This is a genomic window from Allobosea sp. 2KB_26 (assembly GCF_052115715.1).
Taxonomy (GTDB): Bacteria; Pseudomonadota; Alphaproteobacteria; order Rhizobiales; family Beijerinckiaceae; genus Allobosea.
In genome coordinates, this window is sequence record NZ_JBFRHE010000001.1 from 1,360,462 (window position 1) to 1,378,633 (window position 18,172).

16 protein-coding genes are annotated in these 18,172 nt (G+C 63.6%); 11 read left to right on the forward strand and 5 right to left on the reverse strand.

Annotation, left to right across the window (positions count from 1 at the left end; translation table 11 throughout):
* Positions 1-21: 21 nt before the first annotated feature.
* Entirely contained in the window at positions 22-1,611 is a 1,590-nt protein-coding gene (locus AB4099_RS06595) for an ABC transporter substrate-binding protein (RefSeq protein WP_441477444.1), read from the reverse strand.
* A 421-nt stretch (positions 1,612-2,032) separates the two neighbouring features.
* Between AB4099_RS06595 and AB4099_RS06600 the strand changes: the two genes are divergently transcribed.
* From AB4099_RS06600 to AB4099_RS06645, 10 genes are all read left to right on the forward strand, one after another.
* Positions 2,033-2,725, forward strand: a complete 693-nt coding sequence (locus tag AB4099_RS06600) for an RNA polymerase sigma factor (RefSeq protein WP_441477683.1) — start codon at positions 2,033-2,035, stop codon at positions 2,723-2,725.
* 95 nt (positions 2,726-2,820) lie between these two features.
* A complete protein-coding gene (locus tag AB4099_RS06605; protein WP_441477445.1) occupies positions 2,821-3,345 on the forward strand; it encodes a DUF4142 domain-containing protein in 525 nt (174 codons plus the stop codon).
* On the forward strand, positions 3,323-3,676 hold the full coding sequence (locus AB4099_RS06610) for a cupredoxin domain-containing protein (protein WP_441477446.1): 354 nt from the start codon (positions 3,323-3,325) through the stop codon (positions 3,674-3,676). Before AB4099_RS06605 ends, AB4099_RS06610 begins: the two co-directional genes overlap by 23 nt.
* A gap of 73 nt (positions 3,677-3,749) precedes the next feature.
* Positions 3,750-4,667 carry a patatin-like phospholipase family protein gene (locus AB4099_RS06615; RefSeq protein ID WP_441477447.1) on the forward strand — a complete coding sequence of 306 codons (918 nt, stop codon included), beginning with the start codon at positions 3,750-3,752 and terminating at the stop codon, positions 4,665-4,667.
* A 148-nt stretch (positions 4,668-4,815) separates the two neighbouring features.
* Entirely contained in the window at positions 4,816-5,718 is a 903-nt protein-coding gene (locus AB4099_RS06620; protein WP_441477448.1) for an amino acid ABC transporter permease, read from the forward strand.
* Between the two features lie 10 nt (positions 5,719-5,728).
* Positions 5,729-6,493 (forward strand): amino acid ABC transporter ATP-binding protein, encoded by a 765-nt coding sequence (locus AB4099_RS06625; protein WP_441477449.1) that lies wholly within the window; start codon positions 5,729-5,731, stop codon positions 6,491-6,493.
* 20 nt (positions 6,494-6,513) lie between these two features.
* Positions 6,514-7,344 (forward strand): ABC transporter substrate-binding protein, encoded by an 831-nt coding sequence (locus AB4099_RS06630; protein ID WP_441477450.1) that lies wholly within the window; start codon positions 6,514-6,516, stop codon positions 7,342-7,344.
* A gap of 124 nt (positions 7,345-7,468) precedes the next feature.
* Positions 7,469-8,866 carry an argininosuccinate lyase gene (gene argH, locus AB4099_RS06635; RefSeq protein WP_441477451.1) on the forward strand — a complete coding sequence of 466 codons (1,398 nt, stop codon included), beginning with the start codon at positions 7,469-7,471 and terminating at the stop codon, positions 8,864-8,866.
* An 86-nt stretch (positions 8,867-8,952) separates the two neighbouring features.
* Positions 8,953-10,062, forward strand: coding sequence for an aminotransferase class I/II-fold pyridoxal phosphate-dependent enzyme (locus AB4099_RS06640; protein ID WP_441477452.1), 1,110 nt, complete (start codon positions 8,953-8,955; stop codon positions 10,060-10,062).
* A gap of 5 nt (positions 10,063-10,067) precedes the next feature.
* On the forward strand, positions 10,068-11,420 hold the full coding sequence (locus tag AB4099_RS06645; protein WP_441477453.1) for a M20/M25/M40 family metallo-hydrolase: 1,353 nt from the start codon (positions 10,068-10,070) through the stop codon (positions 11,418-11,420).
* A 65-nt stretch (positions 11,421-11,485) separates the two neighbouring features.
* Here the strand turns inward: AB4099_RS06645 and AB4099_RS06650 are convergent, their stop codons facing one another.
* The 4 genes from AB4099_RS06650 to AB4099_RS06665 form a co-directional block, all read right to left on the reverse strand.
* Positions 11,486-12,457 carry a Rossmann-fold NAD(P)-binding domain-containing protein gene (locus AB4099_RS06650; protein ID WP_441477454.1) on the reverse strand — a complete coding sequence of 324 codons (972 nt, stop codon included), beginning with the start codon at positions 12,455-12,457 and terminating at the stop codon, positions 11,486-11,488.
* A complete protein-coding gene (locus tag AB4099_RS06655; protein WP_441477455.1) occupies positions 12,450-13,067 on the reverse strand; it encodes a helix-turn-helix transcriptional regulator in 618 nt (205 codons plus the stop codon). Before AB4099_RS06655 ends, AB4099_RS06650 begins: the two co-directional genes overlap by 8 nt.
* 25 nt (positions 13,068-13,092) lie before the next feature.
* Complete coding sequence (locus AB4099_RS06660) at positions 13,093-14,208, reverse strand: aminotransferase class I/II-fold pyridoxal phosphate-dependent enzyme (protein WP_113516199.1); 1,116 nt, start codon at positions 14,206-14,208, stop codon at positions 13,093-13,095.
* A gap of 284 nt (positions 14,209-14,492) precedes the next feature.
* The gene (locus AB4099_RS06665; protein ID WP_441477456.1) at positions 14,493-17,540 is read right to left on the reverse strand and encodes an aminotransferase class III-fold pyridoxal phosphate-dependent enzyme; all 3,048 of its coding nucleotides are present in this window, start codon (positions 17,538-17,540) and stop codon (positions 14,493-14,495) included.
* A gap of 140 nt (positions 17,541-17,680) precedes the next feature.
* Here AB4099_RS06665 and AB4099_RS06670 point away from each other — a divergent pair, with 140 nt between their 5' ends.
* Positions 17,681-18,115 carry an Lrp/AsnC family transcriptional regulator gene (locus AB4099_RS06670; protein ID WP_113516198.1) on the forward strand — a complete coding sequence of 145 codons (435 nt, stop codon included), beginning with the start codon at positions 17,681-17,683 and terminating at the stop codon, positions 18,113-18,115.
* Positions 18,116-18,172 lie beyond the last annotated feature (57 nt).

The following is an 18,172-nucleotide window of genomic DNA, read 5'->3' on the forward strand; positions in this document are numbered from 1 at the left end:
TGCATCAGTCGGGCCGGAGCCTCAATTGATGTCAACGCCATAGAAGGTATGCCGGCTGAACGGGGACAGCTTGAAGTCCTTCACTTCCTTGCGGACCGGCTTCAGCTGCACCGCATGCGCAATCGTGAACCAGGGCGCCTGCTCCTTGAAGATCACCTGGGCCTGGCGATAGAGCTCGGCGCGCTGCTCCGTATCCGTGATCTTCTTGGCCTTCTGCACGAGGTCCTCGAAGGGCTGGTAGCAGAACTTCGCGACGTTGCCGCCATTGTTCTTCGAAGCATCGCAACCCAGCAGCGTGTGCAGGAAGTTGTCCGGATCGCCATTGTCGCCGGTCCAGCCGAACATGCCAGCCTGATGCTCGCCCGCCTGCAGGCGCTTGCGGTATTCACCCCATTCGAAGGTCTTGATCTCGGCCTTGATGCCGACCTTTGCGAGATCCGCCTGCATCAGCTCCGCGATGCGCTTGGCGTTGGGGTTGTAGGGCCGCTGTACCGGCATGGCCCAGAGATCCATCTCGAAGCCGTTCGGATAGCCCGCCTCCGCAAGCGCTTTCTTGGCCGCCTCGGGATCGAAGGGATCGTCCTTGACGGTCTCGTTGTAAGACCACATCGACGGCGGAATCGGATTGATCGCCGCGATGCCGCTGCTCAGATAGACGGCATCGATGATCGCCTTCTTGTTGATCGCCATGTTGACGGCATGGCGCACTTTGACGTCGTCGAACGGCTTCTTGGTGGTGTTATAGGCGAGATAGCCGATGTTCAGGCCCGGCTGCTCCAAGACCTGGACATTGGCGTCCTTCTTCATCGCATCGAGATCGGCCGGGTTCGGATAGGGCATGACATGGCATTCGCCCTTCTGAAGCTTGGCCCAGCGAACCGAGGCGTCCGGCGTGATGGCGAAGATCAGGTCGTCGATCTTGGCCTTGCCCGCCCAGTATTCCGGGAAGGCCTTGTACCGGATGATCGCGTCCTTCTGATACTGCACCAGCGAGAACGGCCCGGTTCCGATCGGGTCCTGATCGATCTTCTCAGGCGTGCCGGCCTTCAGCATCGCATCGGCATATTCCTTCGACTGGATGCTGGCATATTGCATCGCAAGGTCTGACAGGAACGGCGCCTCAGGGTTGTTCAGCGTGATCTTGACAGTGTAATCGTCGACCTTCTCGACCGATTTCAGCAACTTGGGCATGCCCATGTCGTTGAAATAGGAATGGTTCGAGCTGGTGACCTTGTAATAGGGATTGTCTTCCTTCCACTGCCGGTCGATCATGAAGATGAAATCGTCGGCATTGAAGTCACGGGTCGGCTTGAAGGCGCGGGTATTGTGCCACTTCACGCCCTTGCGCAGGTTGAACGTGTAGACCAGCCCGTCGTCCGAAACCGTCCATTTCTCGGCCAGACCGGGCAGGACCTTGGTGCCGCCGCGCTCGAACTGCACGATCGTGTCATAGATCTGGGTATTGGCGTCGAACGACGTACCCGTCGTGTTGATGCTCGGCGCGAAGTTCTCGGGACTGCCCTCCGAACAATAGACCAGCGTCTTGGCTGACAGCGGCGCCGCCGCCATCAGGGCGGCCGCCGACAGCGTGGCGAACAGGATTTTTTTCATGGTCAGCTCTCCCACTTAATGACCCTCGGGCCGGTTTGGTCCGCGCCCAGTTCCGCTGAACCCGCCCTGCCTGCGACAGGGTCGTCGGTCCGACCGGAAGTTGGTCCCGATTGAGGCTGAACCTATTGGAATGCGAAGAGAGTGGGTAGCTGATTTTCTGGGGTTATGAACGCCGATCGGGCCAGCGCCCCGAACGGCGATGTCGTTGGATTATCCGGTCAGTCTCAGCCCTGCTCCCGCTCTGGATGCAAGCCCTGCGTGCAGCCGCGCACAGGTGTCCCTGGCATGCTCATCAGGCCTATGCTGGGCAGAGCCCTGTTCGGGAAGCACGCCCTCCCAGCACGGGCCTCCGCTTGCATGTCTCCGTATTCTTCCGGGAACCTTTTTCGTCGCTTTCCATCTCATGCAGAGGGAGGAGACCATGTCCCAGATTCGAAGAGACGCACTCGACCCAGTCTCAATTCTCAATGACCTCGATCTGGCACGCCGGGCGGTCGGACGCGACGGCGATGCATTCCGCTCCATCATGCGGACGCATAATCAGCGGCTCTACCGTATCGCCCGGGGGATCGTCCGCAATGATAGCGAAGCCGAAGATGTCGTGCAGGAGGCTTATGTCCAAGCCTTCACCCATCTCGAGCGCTTTCGCGGTGATTCCACGCTTGCCACATGGCTGTCCCGCATCGTCATCAACGAAGCGCTCGGGCGTTTGCGCAGGAACCGCCAAGAGACGGAACTCGCGAGATCGGGCGATCGGGGCGCGGCGGCGCAGATTATTCAGTTTCCCCGCAACACCAGCTGTGACGATCCAGAGCGGGCCATGGCGCAACGACAGATCCTTCACCTTGTCGAGCGGGCAACCGACAATCTCCCCGACACCTATCGCTCGGTCTTCATGGCCAGGGTCATCGAAGGCCTGAGCGTCGTAGAAACGGCGGAATTGCTCGGTCTGCGGCCCGAAACAGTCAAGACCCGTCTGTACCGGGCCAGACACCTCCTGCGCAAGCAGCTGGACGAACAGATCGGTCCCGTCCTGCTCGACGCCTTTCCATTTGCCGGCCGGCGCTGCGAGCGCCTGACCGGCGCGGTGATGAAACGGCTCGGGTTTCCCTGATCAATCCGGGAACGTTTTCGATCCCGCAGCATCCAATGATCGTCAATTGAAAGACAAAGCCTGAAGCAATTCAGCGATCAGGCAAAGGAGGTTCCATGTTCACGCGACAGAACACGGCATTGGCCGCACTTTCTCTCCTCGGCACGATATCCTTGGCGCAGGCCGCCGACACGCCGACTGACCCACAGATCGCACATATCGCCTATACCGCCGGCACGATCGACGTCGAGGCGGCAAAGCAGGCCATCGCGAAATCCAAGAACAAGACCGTCATAGCCTTTGCTCATGACATGGTCCGCGACCATGAGGCGGTGAACAAGCAGGCGCTCGACCTGGTCAAGAAGCTGAAGGTCAGCCCTGAAGACAACGACACCAGCCGCGCCTTGTCTCAGGCCGCGACAGCGGAGCGGCGCAAGCTCTCGAAGCTCCAGGGCGCAGCCTTCGACAAGGCCTATGTCGATAACGAAGTGGCCTACCACAAGCAGGTGAACGGCGCGCTCCAGACACTGCTGATCCCGTCGGCGAGCAACACCGAGCTGAAGGGCCTGCTCGAAACCGGCCTGAAGATTTTCCAGGGCCACGAGCAGCACGCCGCACATGTCGCAACCGAACTCCGGTGAGGGCAAGATCATGTCGTTGAAGCGGCGCCTCTGGGCCGTTGCCGGACTGTCGCTGACTCTGGGCGCTGTTCCGGCACAAGCGGAAACCATTCAGGTCGGGATCGACCGGCTGGTGTTTTCGCCTGCGGAGATCACCGTGAAGGTCGGGGATAGCGTCGAATGGCTCAACAAGGACATTCTCGCCCACACCGCGACCGTGAGGGGTGGAATGGATGTGATGATCCAGCCGAAGAAATCGACGAGTCTGGTCCTGCAGAAGGTCGAAACGGTCGAGTATTACTGCCGCTTCCACCCCAACATGAAGGGCCGCATCACGGTGTCGGCGCCCTAGCCGCCGATATCCTGACTTTGCGGTCGTGACGGCATCCGGCGCCACGACCGCGAGACCCAAGGGGGCTCTGCCCATGTCCAGCAACGCCGCTCGACCAACAACCGCCTTCGTCCTTGCAGGAGGTGGCAGTTTCGGCGCCATCCAGGTCGGCATGCTGCGATCGCTCGCGAGCCGTGGCATTGCAGCGGATATGGTCGTTGGTTCAAGCGTCGGAGCGCTGAATGGGGCCTATTATGCGGGCAACCCCGCGCTGGAGGGCGTCCAACGACTGGAAGCGATCTGGCGCGGACTGCGCCGACGCGACGTATTCCCCTTGAGTTGGCGCACGATGCTCGGCTTCCTGTCTCGGCGGGACTTCCTCATCGCCTCGGATGCGTTGCACGAGTTCGTTGAGCACAATCTCTCCTACGCCAATCTGGAGGACGCAAAGATCCCGGTGCATATCGTCACGACCGATATTCTCTCGGGCGAGACCGTCGCGCTTTCGGAAGGTTCGGCTGCGCAAGCCATCATTGCGAGCGTGGCGATACCGGCAGCGTTCGCTCCGGTACAGTTCAACGGTCTCTATCTTGCCGATGGTGCGATATCGAGCAACACGCCGGTCAAGGTCGCCATCGGATGCGGCGCCAAGCGCCTGATCGTTCTGCCCACCGGTTACGCCTGTGCTCTCGACAAGCCACCGGTCGGGGCAGTCGCAAGCGCACTGCATGCCTTGACGCTGCTGATCGTGCGGCAACTTTTCAGCGAGCTGCAGGGGCTCGACGACAGCGTCGCTTTCTTCGTCCTGCCGCCGCTCTGCCCGCTCGTCGGATCGCCCTATGACTTCTCCCATACCAGTGAACTGATCGAGCGGGCCGCGAAGAGCACCGACGCCTGGATTGCCGGAGGTGGCCTCGAGCGGCCGGGCACTCTTGCCCATTTGAGCACCCACAAGCACGCGGGATCACCGGAGTCGGGTCGCTGGGGGAATGCGGCAGCGCGCTCTCATTGAGCGCTAACCTCGAAACGTTGCGCGTCAAAGGCGCAGCGCCGGGCTGACCGGCACGCCTCACGTTAGACAAAAATATTCGATTTGGAATTTACAGTCCATCTACCGGCTGTTATGGCTCCCGCAACGATCGGGAAGATCGGGGGGATGAATGGCTGCCGACAGGGTTGATCGCAGGAAGGGCGCGATTTACGGCGACGAGATCCTGGAGATCTCAGCGCTTCCGACGATCCGCAGACGCCATTACGGCCGCGTCGTCGGCGTGGCCCTGATCGTCGTCGCCCTGGCTTTCATCGCCAAGGCCTTCTCCGAGGGCCAGATCGAATGGAAGGTCGTTGGCCAGTTCTTCACGGCCCCGGCCATCCTCTTCGGCCTTCTCAACACGATCTGGATGACCTTATGCGCGATGACGCTGGGCATCGTGCTCGGCGTGATCTTCGCGATCATGTACATGTCACCCAATCCGGTGATCAGCCGCTGCGCAATCGCCTATATCTGGTTCTTTCGCGGCACGCCGCTGCTGCTCCAGCTTCTGCTCTGGTTCAACCTCGCTCTGGTCTTCCCCACCATCTCGATCCCCGGGCTCTTCGAAGCCCGCATGGTCGACGTGATGACACCCTTCGTCGCGACACTGCTGGGGCTCGGCCTGAACCAGGGCGCCTATACGGCGGAGGTCGTGCGCGGCGGCATTCTCTCGGTCGATACGGGCCAGGTCGAGGCGAGCAAAAGCATCGGCATGACGCCGCTGGCGACGCTGTTCCACATTGTGCTGCCGCAGGCGATGCGGGTCATCGTGCCGCCGGTCGGCAACGAGGTCATCAGCATGGTCAAGCTGACCTCGATCGCCAGCGTGATCGGCTACAGCGAAGTCCTGCGCAACTCACAGGACGTCTATTACGCGAATGGCCGCGTCATCGAGCTCCTGATCGTCACCGCATGCTGGTATCTCGCGGTCGTGACCGTGCTCCAGATCGGCCAGCACTTCATCGAGCGCTATTTCTCCAAGGGCTATAGCCGGCGCAACGGCGTGCCCGCTCCGGCCGCGTCGGCGTGAGGTGGCCATCATGAACGAGATGGTCCGCGCCGCCGGCGTCAACAAGGTCTTCGGAACATTCGCAGCACTGAAGGACGTCTCGCTTGCTGTCTCGCGCGGCGAGGTGACCTGCATCATCGGCCCCTCGGGCTCGGGCAAGAGCACGTTCCTGCGCTGCATCAACCAGCTTGAGCGCCCCGATTCCGGTGCGATCGTCATCGACGGCGAGCTCATCGGCTACCGTCGCGCCCAGCAGCACCTGCTGGAGCTCGCCGACAAGGAGATTGCCCGGCAACGGCTGATGACCGGCATGGTCTTCCAGCGCTTCAACCTGTTTGCGCATCTGACGGCCCTGCAAAACGTGATGCTCGGGCCGATCAAGGTCCAGGGCAGACCGCGGCGCGAGGTCGAGAAGGAAGCGGTGACTCTGCTCGAGCGAGTCGGCCTCGCCGACAAGCGCTTCAACTATCCCAGCGAACTCTCCGGCGGCCAGCAGCAGCGCGTGGCGATCGCCCGTGCGCTGGCGATCCAGCCGAAATTGCTGCTTTTCGACGAGCCGACATCGGCGCTCGACCCCGAACTGGTGGGCGAAGTCCTGAACGTCATGCGCGATCTGGCCCGCTCCGGAATGACCATGATCGTGGTGACGCATGAGCTCGCCTTTGCCCGCGAGGTCGCCGACCATGTCGTCTTCATGGATCAGGGCGCCATCGTCGAACGAGGCGCCCCCGGCGCCATCCTCGTCGATCCGCAGCATCCCCGGACGCAGAATTTTATCAAAGCGGTCCTGAAGTGACCGAGCAGGAGGAAAGCACCATGAAGAGATCGATTGCCCTTGGCGCCGGGTTGGCAGCGCTGCTCGCCTGCTCGTTCGCCCACGCCGACGACTCGCTCACGAAGCTCAAGCAGGCCGGCAAGCTCGTTATCGCGACAATGCCGAACTATCCGCCGATCACCTACAAGGATCCTGCCACGAGCAAGTTGACCGGCTTCGACATCGATCTCGGCGAGGCCATTGCCGCGGAGCTCGGGGTCAAGGCCGAGTGGCAGGAAATCGCCTTCGCCCAGATGCTCCCCTCGCTCCAGACCGAGCGTGTCGATACCGCCCTCGCCGGTATGAGCGACACCGTTCCCAGGCGCGAGATTGTCGACTTCGTCGACTACATGCGCTCCGGCACCCAGTTCTACACGGGCACTTTGCAGGCGGCCAAGATCAAGACCCCGGCCGATCTCTGCGGCAAAAAGGTCGGCGCCAGCCGCAGCACCAACAATCCGCAGCGCATCGCCGAATGGAGCACCGCGAATTGCGCATCCAAGGGCGCGCCCGCGATCACCGTGGTCGGCACCGAAGGCTCGGTCGACGCGCGCAATCAGCTCAAGACCCAGCGCATCGACGCCTCCGTCCAGGGCAACGAGACCCTGCCCTATTTCCAGGCGATGGAGCCGAACACCTATGTCCTGCTCGGCGAACCCTTGACCGAGGAGATCACCGGACTGCCGGTGCTGAAGACGAAACCGGCCCTGCGCGACGCCATCAAGGATGCGCTCGACAGGCTGGTGAAGAACGGCACCTATGCCAAGATCCTGGACAAATACGGTCTCGCCCGGAACGGTATGAGCGAGATCAAGATCAACAGCGCCAAGTGACACCCAATAGGTGACACGCAAAGGGGCGGCGTATGCCGCCCCTTTCGCCTATCCCCGCCGGGGCCTTGCACTGTCCATGCAGGGCTCGAGCCCACCACGTTCGGAACAACAGGAAGCTGAAGAGATGTCGGAGCAGAAGAGTGGCGCCAACAAGATGTGGGGCGGACGCTTCACAACGGCGCCGGCGGAGATCATGAAGAAGATCAATCCGTCGATCGGCTTCGACTACCGCCTCTACCGACAGGACATCGCCGCCTCAAAGGTCCATGCCCGGATGCTGGCGCGGCAGGGCATCATCGGCGAAGCGGACAACGCGAAAATTCAGGCGGGGCTCGACCAGATCCTGCAGGAAATCGAGGAGGGTCGCTTCAGCTTCAGCGTCGACCTCGAGGACATTCACATGAATGTCGAGGCGCGGCTGAAGGAGCTCGTGGGCGAACCGGCCGGCCGGCTTCACACCGCCCGCAGCCGTAACGACCAGGCCGTCACGGATGTCCGCCTGTGGATGCGCGATGCCATAGACGGGCTCGACGCCGTCGTGCAGGAACTGCAGCGCGCCCTGGTCGAACGTGCCGGTGAGCATGTCGAGACATTGATGCCGGGCTTCACCCATATGCAGGTGGCGCAGCCCGTCACCTTCGGCCACCATCTCATGGCCTATGTCGAGATGTTCGGCCGTGACCGTCAGCGGCTCGCGGGAGCTCGCGACCGCACCAATATCTGCCCGCTCGGGGCCGCGGCCCTGGCCGGGACCGCCTTCCCGATCGACCGGCATTTCACGGCCGAACAGCTCGGCTTCTCCGCCCCGACCGAGAACTCGATGGATTCGGTCGCCTCGCGCGATCACATCGCCGAACTGCTGTTCTGCTGCTCGATGCTGGCCGTGCATCTCTCGCGCATCGCCGAGGAGATCACCTTGTGGTGCAGCGACGGCTTCCGCTTCATCGCCCTGTCCGACGCCTTCACGACCGGCTCCTCGATCATGCCGCAGAAGCGCAATCCCGATGCGGCCGAACTCGTGCGCGGCAAGACCGGACGGGTCGTCGGCTCGCTGAATGCCGTGCTCATGACCGTCAAGGGCCTGCCCATGACATTCATGAAGGACATGCAGGAGGACAAGGAGCCGATGTTCGACGCACTGGAGACGGTCCAGCTCTGCGTCGAGGCGACGACCGGCATGGTCCGCGACCTGACAGTCCGCCCAGACCAGATGCGCGGCTTCCTCGAACGCGGCTTTCCGACCGCAACGGACCTCGCCGACTGGCTCGTGCGCGAGGGCGGCATCCCCTTCCGCGACGCCCATCACATCACCGCCAAGGTCGTTGCCAAAGCCGAGGCCAAGGGCTGCACCTTGAGCGCGCTCGATATCGAGAGCATGCGGGATGTCGATCCGCGCATCACGGAGAAAGTCTATTCTGTGCTTGCGCCGGAGCATTCGGTGAACAGCCGCCGCAGCTATGGCGGAACCTCGCCGGATGTCGTGCGCGAGGCGATCGTGCGGGCAACCGCGCGCTGGCTCTGAGGCCTGGTATCCAAGCAAAACCGAGGGGAAGCGCTGCCGTTCCGAAGAGAGCCCGCAGCCTTCCCGTTCAATGGAAGGACCGATCCTTGAAATTCGACATTTTCCAGATGGAGCGGAACCAGACGCTCTTCGAGAATGACGTGGAGATCAATCTCACCGAGAGCGGCGTTCATCCCTGGGCCATCGAGGACATCCTCCCGCCAAGCGAGATGCAGGACCTGCTCAAGCTGCCGCTGGGCTATGGCTGGACCGACGGGCGGCCTGATCTGCGGGCGAATATCGCCTCCTGGTATCCTGGAGCCGGGCCGTCCAATGTTCTCGTGACCAACGGCTCTTCCGAGGCGACGATGATCGCGCTGATGACGCTCGTCGAGCCGGGCGAACGTATCGTCTTTGCCGTACCCAATTTCATGCAGGTGGATGGTCTTGGCCGCGCACTCGGCTTCGACGTCCGGCGCCTTGAACTCAGTGGCGACAATGGCTGGCAGATCGACCCCGCCAGCCTCGACGCAGCTGCGGCGGGAGCCAAGGTCATCGCCGTCACCAATCCGGCCAACCCGACCGGCAGCGTTCTGACGCAACAGAGCCGCGAGGCGCTTATCGCTGCGGCGCGGCAGAGCGGCGCCTGGTTGCTGGTGGACGAGATCTATCGCGGAGGCGAGATCGACGGGCCCGAGACCCAGACGCTCTGGGGCTCCTATCCACGCCTGGTGGTGACCAGCAGCCTCTCGAAATCCTTTGCCTGCCCGGGCCTGCGCCTCGGCTGGATCGTCGCGCCAGCCGACGTGGTTGCCGGCGCCGCGGAACGTCAGGACTACACCACGATCGGCAGCGGCATCCTGAGCCAGATCCTGGCGGCAGCCGTCATGAAGCCCGATACGCGCGGTCGGCTCCTGTCGCGGGGGCGCGATCTGCTGCGGACGAATGCCAATCTGGTCGGAGACTGGATGTCGCGTCATCCCGGCTGGTCGTGGAAGCGGCCCGAGGCGGGCGGCATGGCCTTCCTGCGCTATCCGCTCAACCTGCCGTCCGAGGAATTCTCCCGCCTGCTTCGCGAGGAGGAGAGCGTCTTCGTCGTCGCCGGCAGCTGGTTCGGGATCGAGCAGCACATCCGGATCGGCATCGGCGTGCCGACCGAAACGCTCGCCGAAGGGCTAAAGCGCCTCGATCGGTTTCTGGACCGTCACGCGGGGTGAATGCAGTGGATGACGCGGTCAGCCGTGGACGGGACGATCTTACCCGTCTCGTCGCCATTCCCTCGGTCAGCGCCGAGGGGCGCTGCCTGAACGAGGCAGCGACGCTGATCCGGGAACTTCTCGGCGAGGCTGGTTTCGCCACCGAGATCCACCCCGGCTCGGTCGGTCCCTTCGTCGTCGGCACAGCTGGCGAGGGACCGCTGACCGTCGTGATCTACAATCACTCAGACGTGCAGCCGGAGGGTGACCTGTCGCTGTGGCTGAGCCCGCCCTACACCCTGACCGAGCGCGACGGCCGCCTCTATGGCCGCGGCGTGGCTGATGACAAGGGCGAATTCGCCAGCCGTCTCGCCGGCTGGCGCCGCTTCCGGGCACAGCAGGACGGCCCGCTTCCGTTCCGGCTGATCTGGATCGTTGATGGCGAGGAGGAGATCGGCAGCCCGTCGCTCGATGGCTTCCTGGCCAAGCGCTTCGCCGGCGAACGTGCCGATCTGTGCTGGTGGGAGTTCGGCGAGATCGATGCCTCTGGCCGCCCTGTCATCCTGTGCGGCTTCAAGGGCATCACCGCGATCGAGCTGCGCTGCCGCACTGCGAGAGGCGACCTCCATTCGAGCTACGGGGCGGTCTACGACAACGCGCTCTGGCGCATCTGCGCCGCCGTCGGTTCGATGCGCGACGCCGCAGGGCGGATCACGATCGATGGCTTCTATGACGATGTGCGGGCGCCATCCGTTGCCGAGCGCGCCGCCGCACTATCACCGCCTTTCTCGCTTGCCAGCGTCAGTGCAGCAACGGGCGGAGAACGTACGCTGAGCGGCATCGACGGCCAGACTTTCTTCTCCGCGATGAATTTCGCACCTTGTCTCAACGTCAATGGCATCGGCGGCGGATATCAGGGCGAGGGAGCCAAGACGGTGCTCCCCGCCGAGGCCTTCGCCAAGCTCGATTTCCGCCTCGTGCCCGATCAGACCCCGACGCGCGTCGTCGAGCTCGTGCGAAGCCATCTCGCGCGGATCGGCATGGCAGATATCGAGGTCATCGTTCACGACGCCATCGTCAGGCCGGTGCGCAGCGACGCCGGTCACTGGTTCGTCGCCGCCTGCGCGAAGATTCTCGAAGCTGAATTCGGCCGCCCGGCGATCGTCCAGCCGAGTTCCCCGGCGTCCGGCACCGCCCATCCCTTCATCGACCATCTCGGCACCGATGTGTTCGGGATCGGCCTCACCCATCACGGGGCGCAATTGCATGCGCCGAACGAAAACATCGAGATCGATCATTTCGAACGGATGGTCGCGGCGTCATCCGCCATCTTCAGGATGCTGGCGAGCCGTGCGAATGCGGACCAGGCCGCCAGCTAGCGCGACCTATAATTCGCCGGCTTCCCTTGGTCGAGACACCTGATCTCCGGTGCCCGCAGACACGATCAGGCCCCCGGCCTCGGTGAGGCGCCACAGCCTTCGAGGACAACGCGCGCGATCGCGATGTCCTGCACGGCAAGCCCGGTCAGATCGGCAATCGTGATGTCCCTGGCGTCGTTGCGACCGATCGCGTGTCCGGCAAGGACAGCACCGAGTTCGACGCAGGCTCTGCGCTCGATCAGCCCCTCGCGGGCCGCGGCGGCGAACTCGCCATGGTCAAGGCATTGATCGAGGGAATCGGCGATTCTGATATCGGCTGCCGCGACCAGTCCGCTCTCAAGTTCTTGCTTGCCTGGCGCATCCGCGCCCATGGCCGTGATGTGCGTGCCCGGGCGAATCCATGCCGCCTTGAGCAAAGGGCTCGCAGCCGGCGTCGTGGTAATGATGGCGTCCGCCTCGACACACAGAGCCTCGGGCGACGTCGCAAGGGCAACAGCAATGCCTTCGCCCAGAAGCTCCGCTCGCACCGCCTCGGCGCGCTCCGCAGAGCGCGCCCAGATCGCGAATTGCGGCACCCGTTCGCGCATGAGATGCGCGGCAGCGCGGATCTGAAAGCGGGCCTGCGTGCCGGCACCGACAATGCCGATGCGACGTGCGTCGCTGCGGGCTCCGGCTCTGGTCGCGATGGCACCGGCGAGCGCGGTGCGCAGATCGGTCAGCCACCCCTCGTCACGCAGGATCGCCACGACCGCACCGGTCTCGGCCGAGAGAGCGATCATCATGCCGCTGCTGGTCGGCAGGCCGCGCCTCGGATTGTCGTAGAAACCGGTCGCGATCTTCACCACGAAGATCGGATCCCCGGTGATGTGACCGAATTTGATATGGCAATCGCCGTGATGCGCGGGAAAGCCGAGATAGCCGACGGGCGGCATCTGCACCCGTCCCGCCGAGGCGGCCTTGAACCCCTCCTCCAGCGCCACGACGGCCCGGTCGAGATCAATGGCGGCTTCGATCTGGGCCCGAGCCAGATCAAGCATCGGACGGTCCGTTCGCCTGGTTCAGGTAGTTGTAGACGGTAGCGCGCGCGAGCCCGAGGACGCGCGAGATATAGGCTGCAGCATTGCGCCCGCCAAAAGCACCGCTCGCGGCAAGGTCGGCCACGAGTTGCCGCTTCTGTTCGCGGCTCAGCGCGGTCACGATCAGGCCGCGCTCCTGCGTCCATTGCTGGACATACTCGTTGATGCGCTCATGCCAATCCTCCTTGAACAGGACAGGCGGCTTGTCGGCACCGGCGGGCACAGCCACGAGCGCGCCGAGCGTCTGCATCACGGCGTGGAAATGCGAGACGTCGACATTGATGCAGAGTACGCCGATCGCCGCGCTATTGGCGGTGAGGACGACGCTGATCGATTTGATCCGGCGGCCGTCCCAGTTGATCTTCTCATAGGGACCGATCGTCGTCTCGGCCTCGTCGAAGCCGATCTCGTTCAGGAGCGAAGGTTCGCCCAGCACGCGCTGCGAGAAGTTTCCGGCGATATGGACCACGGTCTGCGAGCCGAGATCGTGCAGCACGACCTCGGCATAGGGACGGAACAGCAGGGCGACGGCGTCGCAAATCGGCGCATAGGCCAAGAGTTCAGTCGGCATGATCCAGGTCCTTGGCAGCCCCGATCTAGCGCGGCTGCGACTTCAGATAGTCGCTCAGGCGTTCGAGGCCGGCCTCCAGGTGGTCGCCCGGAGCCCCGATTCCGATACGGATATAGCCGTCGAGACCATAGACGTCTCCGGGCAGGAGCATGATGCCGCGTTCTTCGCGCAGCCGATGCACGAGTTCCGTCGAGTTCATCGAATGCGCATATTTCACGAAGGCCATGCCGCCGGCCTTGGGCGGAACGAAGGAGAAGAACTCGCTGTTGCGCTCGACCCAGTTCGTCAGAAGCGCCAGGTTCTGTCTCAGGATGGTCTTGCTGCGCTGGAGGATCTCGGCGCGCTTGGCCGGTTCGACGACGATGCGGGCGACATACTCGCTGATCGCGCTCGTGGTGATCGACGTATAGTCCTTGCGCTGCCAGGCGGCGTAGATATCGGCGGTGGGGCCGACCAGCCAGCCGATGCGCAGGCCAGGCAAGGCCATCGCCTTCGACAGGCCGCTGGTGATGATCGCCTTTTCGTAGAGATCGGCGAAGCTGGGCGGTTCGTCACCCTCGAGCTCGGCGCCCTTGTAGACCTCGTCGGCATGCAGATAGGTGCCGTTCTGGCGGGCAATGGCGACGAGCCCGTCCATCGTTTCGCGCGAAAGCAGGCTGCCGGTCGGGTTGTTCGGGTGGCAGATCGTCATCAACTTTGTACGCGGCGAAACGGCCTTGCGGACGTCGTCGAGATCCGGGGTCCAGCCGAGTTCCTCGCGCAGCGGAACCTCCTTCACCGTGACCCCGATGGCCCGGGCCCAACCCCAGATCTGCAGATAGTTCGGCACGAAGACGACGATCTCGTCGCCTGGCTCGAGCAGCGACATCACCATCAGGAAATTGGCCTCGGCCGAGCCATTGGTGACGATGACCTCGTCGGAGGTCCGACCGCGATAGAGCCGCGCCACCGCTTCGCGCAACTCGACGGCCCCATTCGTCCAGCCATAGCCCAGTTCGACATCGAGCAACGCGTTGCGCTGGCTTTCGTCGAGCAGCCCGTTCAGGCTGTAGGGATGAACGCCGCTATCCGAGAGATTGAACTCGACGGTGTTCTCGTAAAGCGACTGGATCCGCTCCAGGCTGAATTCTTCGATCTTCATGACGCTCGTCCAAACGCGGGTTCGAGCTGTCTAGCACAGGGAGAGAAGACAAAAAAGTCCAAATTAGAAGTACTGTCTAATTTGATCGCTCCTGGAGCTCTCGAGCACCTGTTCGCGATGGAGCCGATACACCGTCTTCGGTGTCCCGCGCAGGAATTCGCGTTTCGCCATCGCAGCCGGGTTGCACAGGCGCCCCCCAAGATTGCCCCGGCGGAGGGTGCCCACCGCCGGGCCTGTTTCAGCGAGCGACGCGCCTCGCCTGCTCGGTGCTTCTATCAGTGACTTCAGCCCAGCGTGTTGCGCATCGCCTCGTCCAGCGTCTCGAGCAGGATGTCTGCATGCTCGCGCCGAAAGGTCATGGGGGGGCGCAGCTTGATGACGTTGTCGAAGGGGCCGTCCGTCCCCATGAGCACGCCGAGCTCCCTGGCCCGATTGACGATGGCTGAAGCGGGTTCGCCGGCATGTTCCTTGGTTGCCCGGTCCCGCACGAGTTCAAGGCCGAGGAACAGGCCACGCCCGCGCACGTCGCCAACGATCGAATAACGGTCCATCAGCTTGCGCATGCCGGCGAGGAGATAGTCCCCCTGTTCCACGGCGTTCAGCAGAAGATGCTCGTCTTCGAGCACGTCGAGAACGGCGAGCCCGGCCGCGCAGGACACCGGATTGCCGCCAAATGTATTGAAATACTCCATGCCGTTGGCAAAGCCCTCCGCAACCTCGCGGCGCATCGCGACAACGGCAAGGGGATGGCCGTTGCCGATCGGCTTGCCCATGGTGACGATGTCCGGCACGACGCCATGTTCCTCGAAGGCCCACATCGATTGGCCAACGCGACCGAAGCCCACCTGGACCTCGTCCGCGATGCACAGGCCACCGGTGCGACGAACCGCGTCGTAGACCGCACCAAGATATCCCGGCGGCAGGAAGACCTGCCCGGCGACGCTTGGGATCGTTTCGGCAATGAAGGCGGCGGGCGCATTCCCATCCTTCACGAGCCGGTCGATGTTCTCGCAGGCATGCTCGCCATAGCGCTTGCCGATCTCGCCGTCCGGCCACTCCGCCGGTGCACGATAGGGATCAGCGACGGGTAGCACATGCGTATGCTCCGGCCGCCCGCTGCCTCCCTTGCGCTTAAACTTATAGGGGCTGATGTCGATCAGGCCCTGTGTGTGGCCGTGATAGGCCCAGTCCAGCACGACCATGTCGCGTCGGCGCGTATAGGCTCGCGCCGCGCGCAGCGCGAGTTCGTTCGCCTCGCTCCCGGTGCACACCACGAAGAACGTATCAAGCTCGCCCGGCAGCGTCTTCGCCAGACGCTCCGTGTAGTCGATGATGTTGTCGTGGAGATAGCGTGTGTTGGTGTTGAGGCGCTGGGCCTGCCGCGTGATCGCGTCCACCACGCGTGGGTGGCAATGCCCGATATGGGCGACGTTGTTGTAGCAATCGAGATGCGCCCGCCCGGTCTCGTCGATCAGCCAGACATCTTCGCCGCGAACCATCTTGAGCGGCCTGCGATAGGAGAGCGACAGATTGGGGCCCAGTCGCTTCTTGCGCGCCGCCTGCAGCGCATCCCTTTCCTGCCCGGTCCTGTCGAAGGTCTCCGACGGCAGGCCAGCGAAATCATAGGGCGAAGGAAAGAGATCGTTCCAAACACCACGGAATGCCGCCTCGCCAACGCCCGGAATGACGCTGACGTCATCATAATCCGAGGCGACGAGTTGCAGATGGAGATGCGGTATCCAGCCCCCATTCTCCGCATAGTCGCCGAGCCGCGCGACACAGGTGCCGGCCGGCAGTTCTTCGCCCACATGCCGATCGCGAACCGACGCATGATCCAGATGGCCCCAGAGGCTCCGAAAGCGCAGGCCGGGCTCCGGCTCATGCTCGAGGAGCAAGAGCCCACCATAATCCTGCGGCGCAGGATTGATCGTTGCGGCCACGACCTTTGCCGGCAGCGGAGTGAAGAGCGGTGTACCCGCAGGCGCAAAGATATCGAGGCCGAGATGGATGTTCCGGCGCACGCCATCGATCAGGGTCGAGTCGAAAAAGGGCGCCGTATAGACGGTGCGCAGTTCGCCATACGGCCCGAGGCCGAGCGTAAAGCCGTGTTCCCTCTGCAGATCGGCATAGGCCCGGTCCGCGGCAGCATGATCCTGCGCCGCGCTCGCCCGCGCCAGTGGCGCCTCGGGATTGCCGAGATCGACCACATGCTTCTGCTGGCGCGCCGGATGCGGGTGCATGAGCGGCGCCAGCGTCCTACGGTTTTCGGCCAGCCAGCCCCGCAGGCGCCCGGCCCCTGGCGTCGACTCGAGGCTACAAGCGTTGCGCAGGATTGCCGTGGCGATACGGCGGTCGACCTTGCCGAGCCGCTCCAGGAGATTCCAGGCCGGCCCTTCGCTGACGAGGAGGTAGGGATTCTCGATCGCCTCGGCATGGCGCGTCGCCGAAATCGACACGCTCACCGCCAACCGTGCGGCGATCAAATCGAGCAGGATGTCGAACTCGGCGTCCTGCAGCGGCAGTTCCGCGTGATAGCCTGCGGCGATCACGGCGGCTGTTTCGATCGGGCTCTTCTCGTCGAGCATCGCGTAAGTGCAGGCAACGGCGAGTTCGGCGATGAGCGGCGAATGGGCCGCGTCACCAAAATCGATCAGGCCCGCGATCGCGCCCTGCGCGGGATCGGCGACCAACAGGTTCCAGTCATTGGCGTCATTGTGGATGACACCGTGGCGCAGGCGCCCGAGCGTCGGCGCGACCCGGGAATCATAGGTGTCGAGCACCTGCTCCAGACAGCGCCGCTGCGCCGCATCGGCGACATGAGACAGGCGCTGGCGCGCCCGCGGCGTCTCGCGAATCTCCCAATCGAAGGCGCCATGCGCACCGGGATGACCGAAGCTGCCGAGCACCCGGTCGAGCTGCCCGAGGACGCGCCCGATGTCGCGCAGCGTTTCCGGCGTCTTGGCAACCTCGGCCAGCGGCGTGCCGGGGAGATAGGAGACGAGACGGACGCAGTGACGCTCGCCGCCGCGGCCGGTCAAAAGGCCGAATTCCAGCCCATCGCGCGTCGGCACAACACGCGGCGTCGGCAAGCTTGGATCGTTGATTTCGACGTGCCGCAGCAGAGCGGTCTGGAATTCGATCGCGGTGAGCGGCTCGGCCGCATTGACGATCTTCAGGATGAAACGCTGCCCATCGTCCGCGCGCACGTCGAAATTCTGGTCGCGCTCACTGGGCAGGCCATCAAGGCGACCGACAACTCCGAAGCGTTGCCGCAAGACCTCCGCCGCCTCGTCGAGGGAGAATGTCGGGCGTGGGTGGTTGACGAAGGTCATCGCAGGCTTTCCGAATTGTCGCTCTGCCATCAATCTGACATTGATGCGGTGGCGGCCGCGCTGCTCCAATCGGCGGTTTTGCCGCCATTGTGGCGGTAGCAACCTGCTATCGCCGCCACCCGAATATCTGCGAGCCCTTGATGGCGATGGACGAGACGAACGCGAAGATTCTGCGGCTGCTCCAGGACAATGCGCGGCTGCCGATCAAGACGATTGCGGGAAGCGTCGGGCTCGCCCGCAGCTCCGTGCGCGAACGCATCGCCAAGATGGAGACCGACGGCACCATCCGCGGCTATACGGCAACCGTCATGGAGGGTCGTCCGGGGGCCGACGCATTCCGCGCCTTCCTGATCATCCGCCTCACCAAGACACCGGCGCGCGACACGGTGGATCGGATTGCCGCGCTCCCGGCGGTCAGGCGGTGCTACTCAATCGGCGGCGAGATCGACGTCATCGCCGAAATCGAGGCTGATACGACCCGGGCATTGAACTCCGTGCGTGACGAGATTGCGTCGATGCCGCATGTCGCCGACCTGACGACGGCAATCGTGCTCGCAGACGAGAAGCCAGCCTGAGAGATCGACGGACGCCGGCGGTCAGCTCTTGGTCACGCCCGCGTCGCGTCAGCCCGC

Excerpts from the sequence above, each read along its gene's own strand:
- AB4099_RS06595 (WP_441477444.1), bottom strand. The coding sequence starts at position 1,611 with ATGAAAAAAATCCTGTTCGCCACGCTGTCGGCGGCCGCCCTGATGGCG.
- AB4099_RS06600 (WP_441477683.1), top strand. The coding sequence starts at position 2,033 with ATGTCCCAGATTCGAAGAGACGCACTCGACCCAGTCTCAATTCTCAAT.
- AB4099_RS06605 (WP_441477445.1), top strand. The coding sequence starts at position 2,821 with ATGTTCACGCGACAGAACACGGCATTGGCCGCACTTTCTCTCCTCGGC.
- AB4099_RS06610 (WP_441477446.1), top strand. The coding sequence starts at position 3,323 with ATGTCGCAACCGAACTCCGGTGAGGGCAAGATCATGTCGTTGAAGCGG.
- AB4099_RS06615 (WP_441477447.1), top strand. The coding sequence starts at position 3,750 with ATGTCCAGCAACGCCGCTCGACCAACAACCGCCTTCGTCCTTGCAGGA.
- AB4099_RS06620 (WP_441477448.1), top strand. The coding sequence starts at position 4,816 with ATGGCTGCCGACAGGGTTGATCGCAGGAAGGGCGCGATTTACGGCGAC.
- AB4099_RS06625 (WP_441477449.1), top strand. The coding sequence starts at position 5,729 with ATGAACGAGATGGTCCGCGCCGCCGGCGTCAACAAGGTCTTCGGAACA.
- AB4099_RS06630 (WP_441477450.1), top strand. The coding sequence starts at position 6,514 with ATGAAGAGATCGATTGCCCTTGGCGCCGGGTTGGCAGCGCTGCTCGCC.
- argH (WP_441477451.1), top strand. The coding sequence starts at position 7,469 with ATGTCGGAGCAGAAGAGTGGCGCCAACAAGATGTGGGGCGGACGCTTC.
- AB4099_RS06650 (WP_441477454.1), bottom strand. The coding sequence starts at position 12,457 with ATGCTTGATCTGGCTCGGGCCCAGATCGAAGCCGCCATTGATCTCGAC.
- AB4099_RS06655 (WP_441477455.1), bottom strand. The coding sequence starts at position 13,067 with ATGCCGACTGAACTCTTGGCCTATGCGCCGATTTGCGACGCCGTCGCC.
- AB4099_RS06660 (WP_113516199.1), bottom strand. The coding sequence starts at position 14,208 with ATGAAGATCGAAGAATTCAGCCTGGAGCGGATCCAGTCGCTTTACGAG.
- AB4099_RS06665 (WP_441477456.1), bottom strand. The coding sequence starts at position 17,540 with ATGACCTTCGTCAACCACCCACGCCCGACATTCTCCCTCGACGAGGCG.
- AB4099_RS06670 (WP_113516198.1), top strand. The coding sequence starts at position 17,681 with ATGGCGATGGACGAGACGAACGCGAAGATTCTGCGGCTGCTCCAGGAC.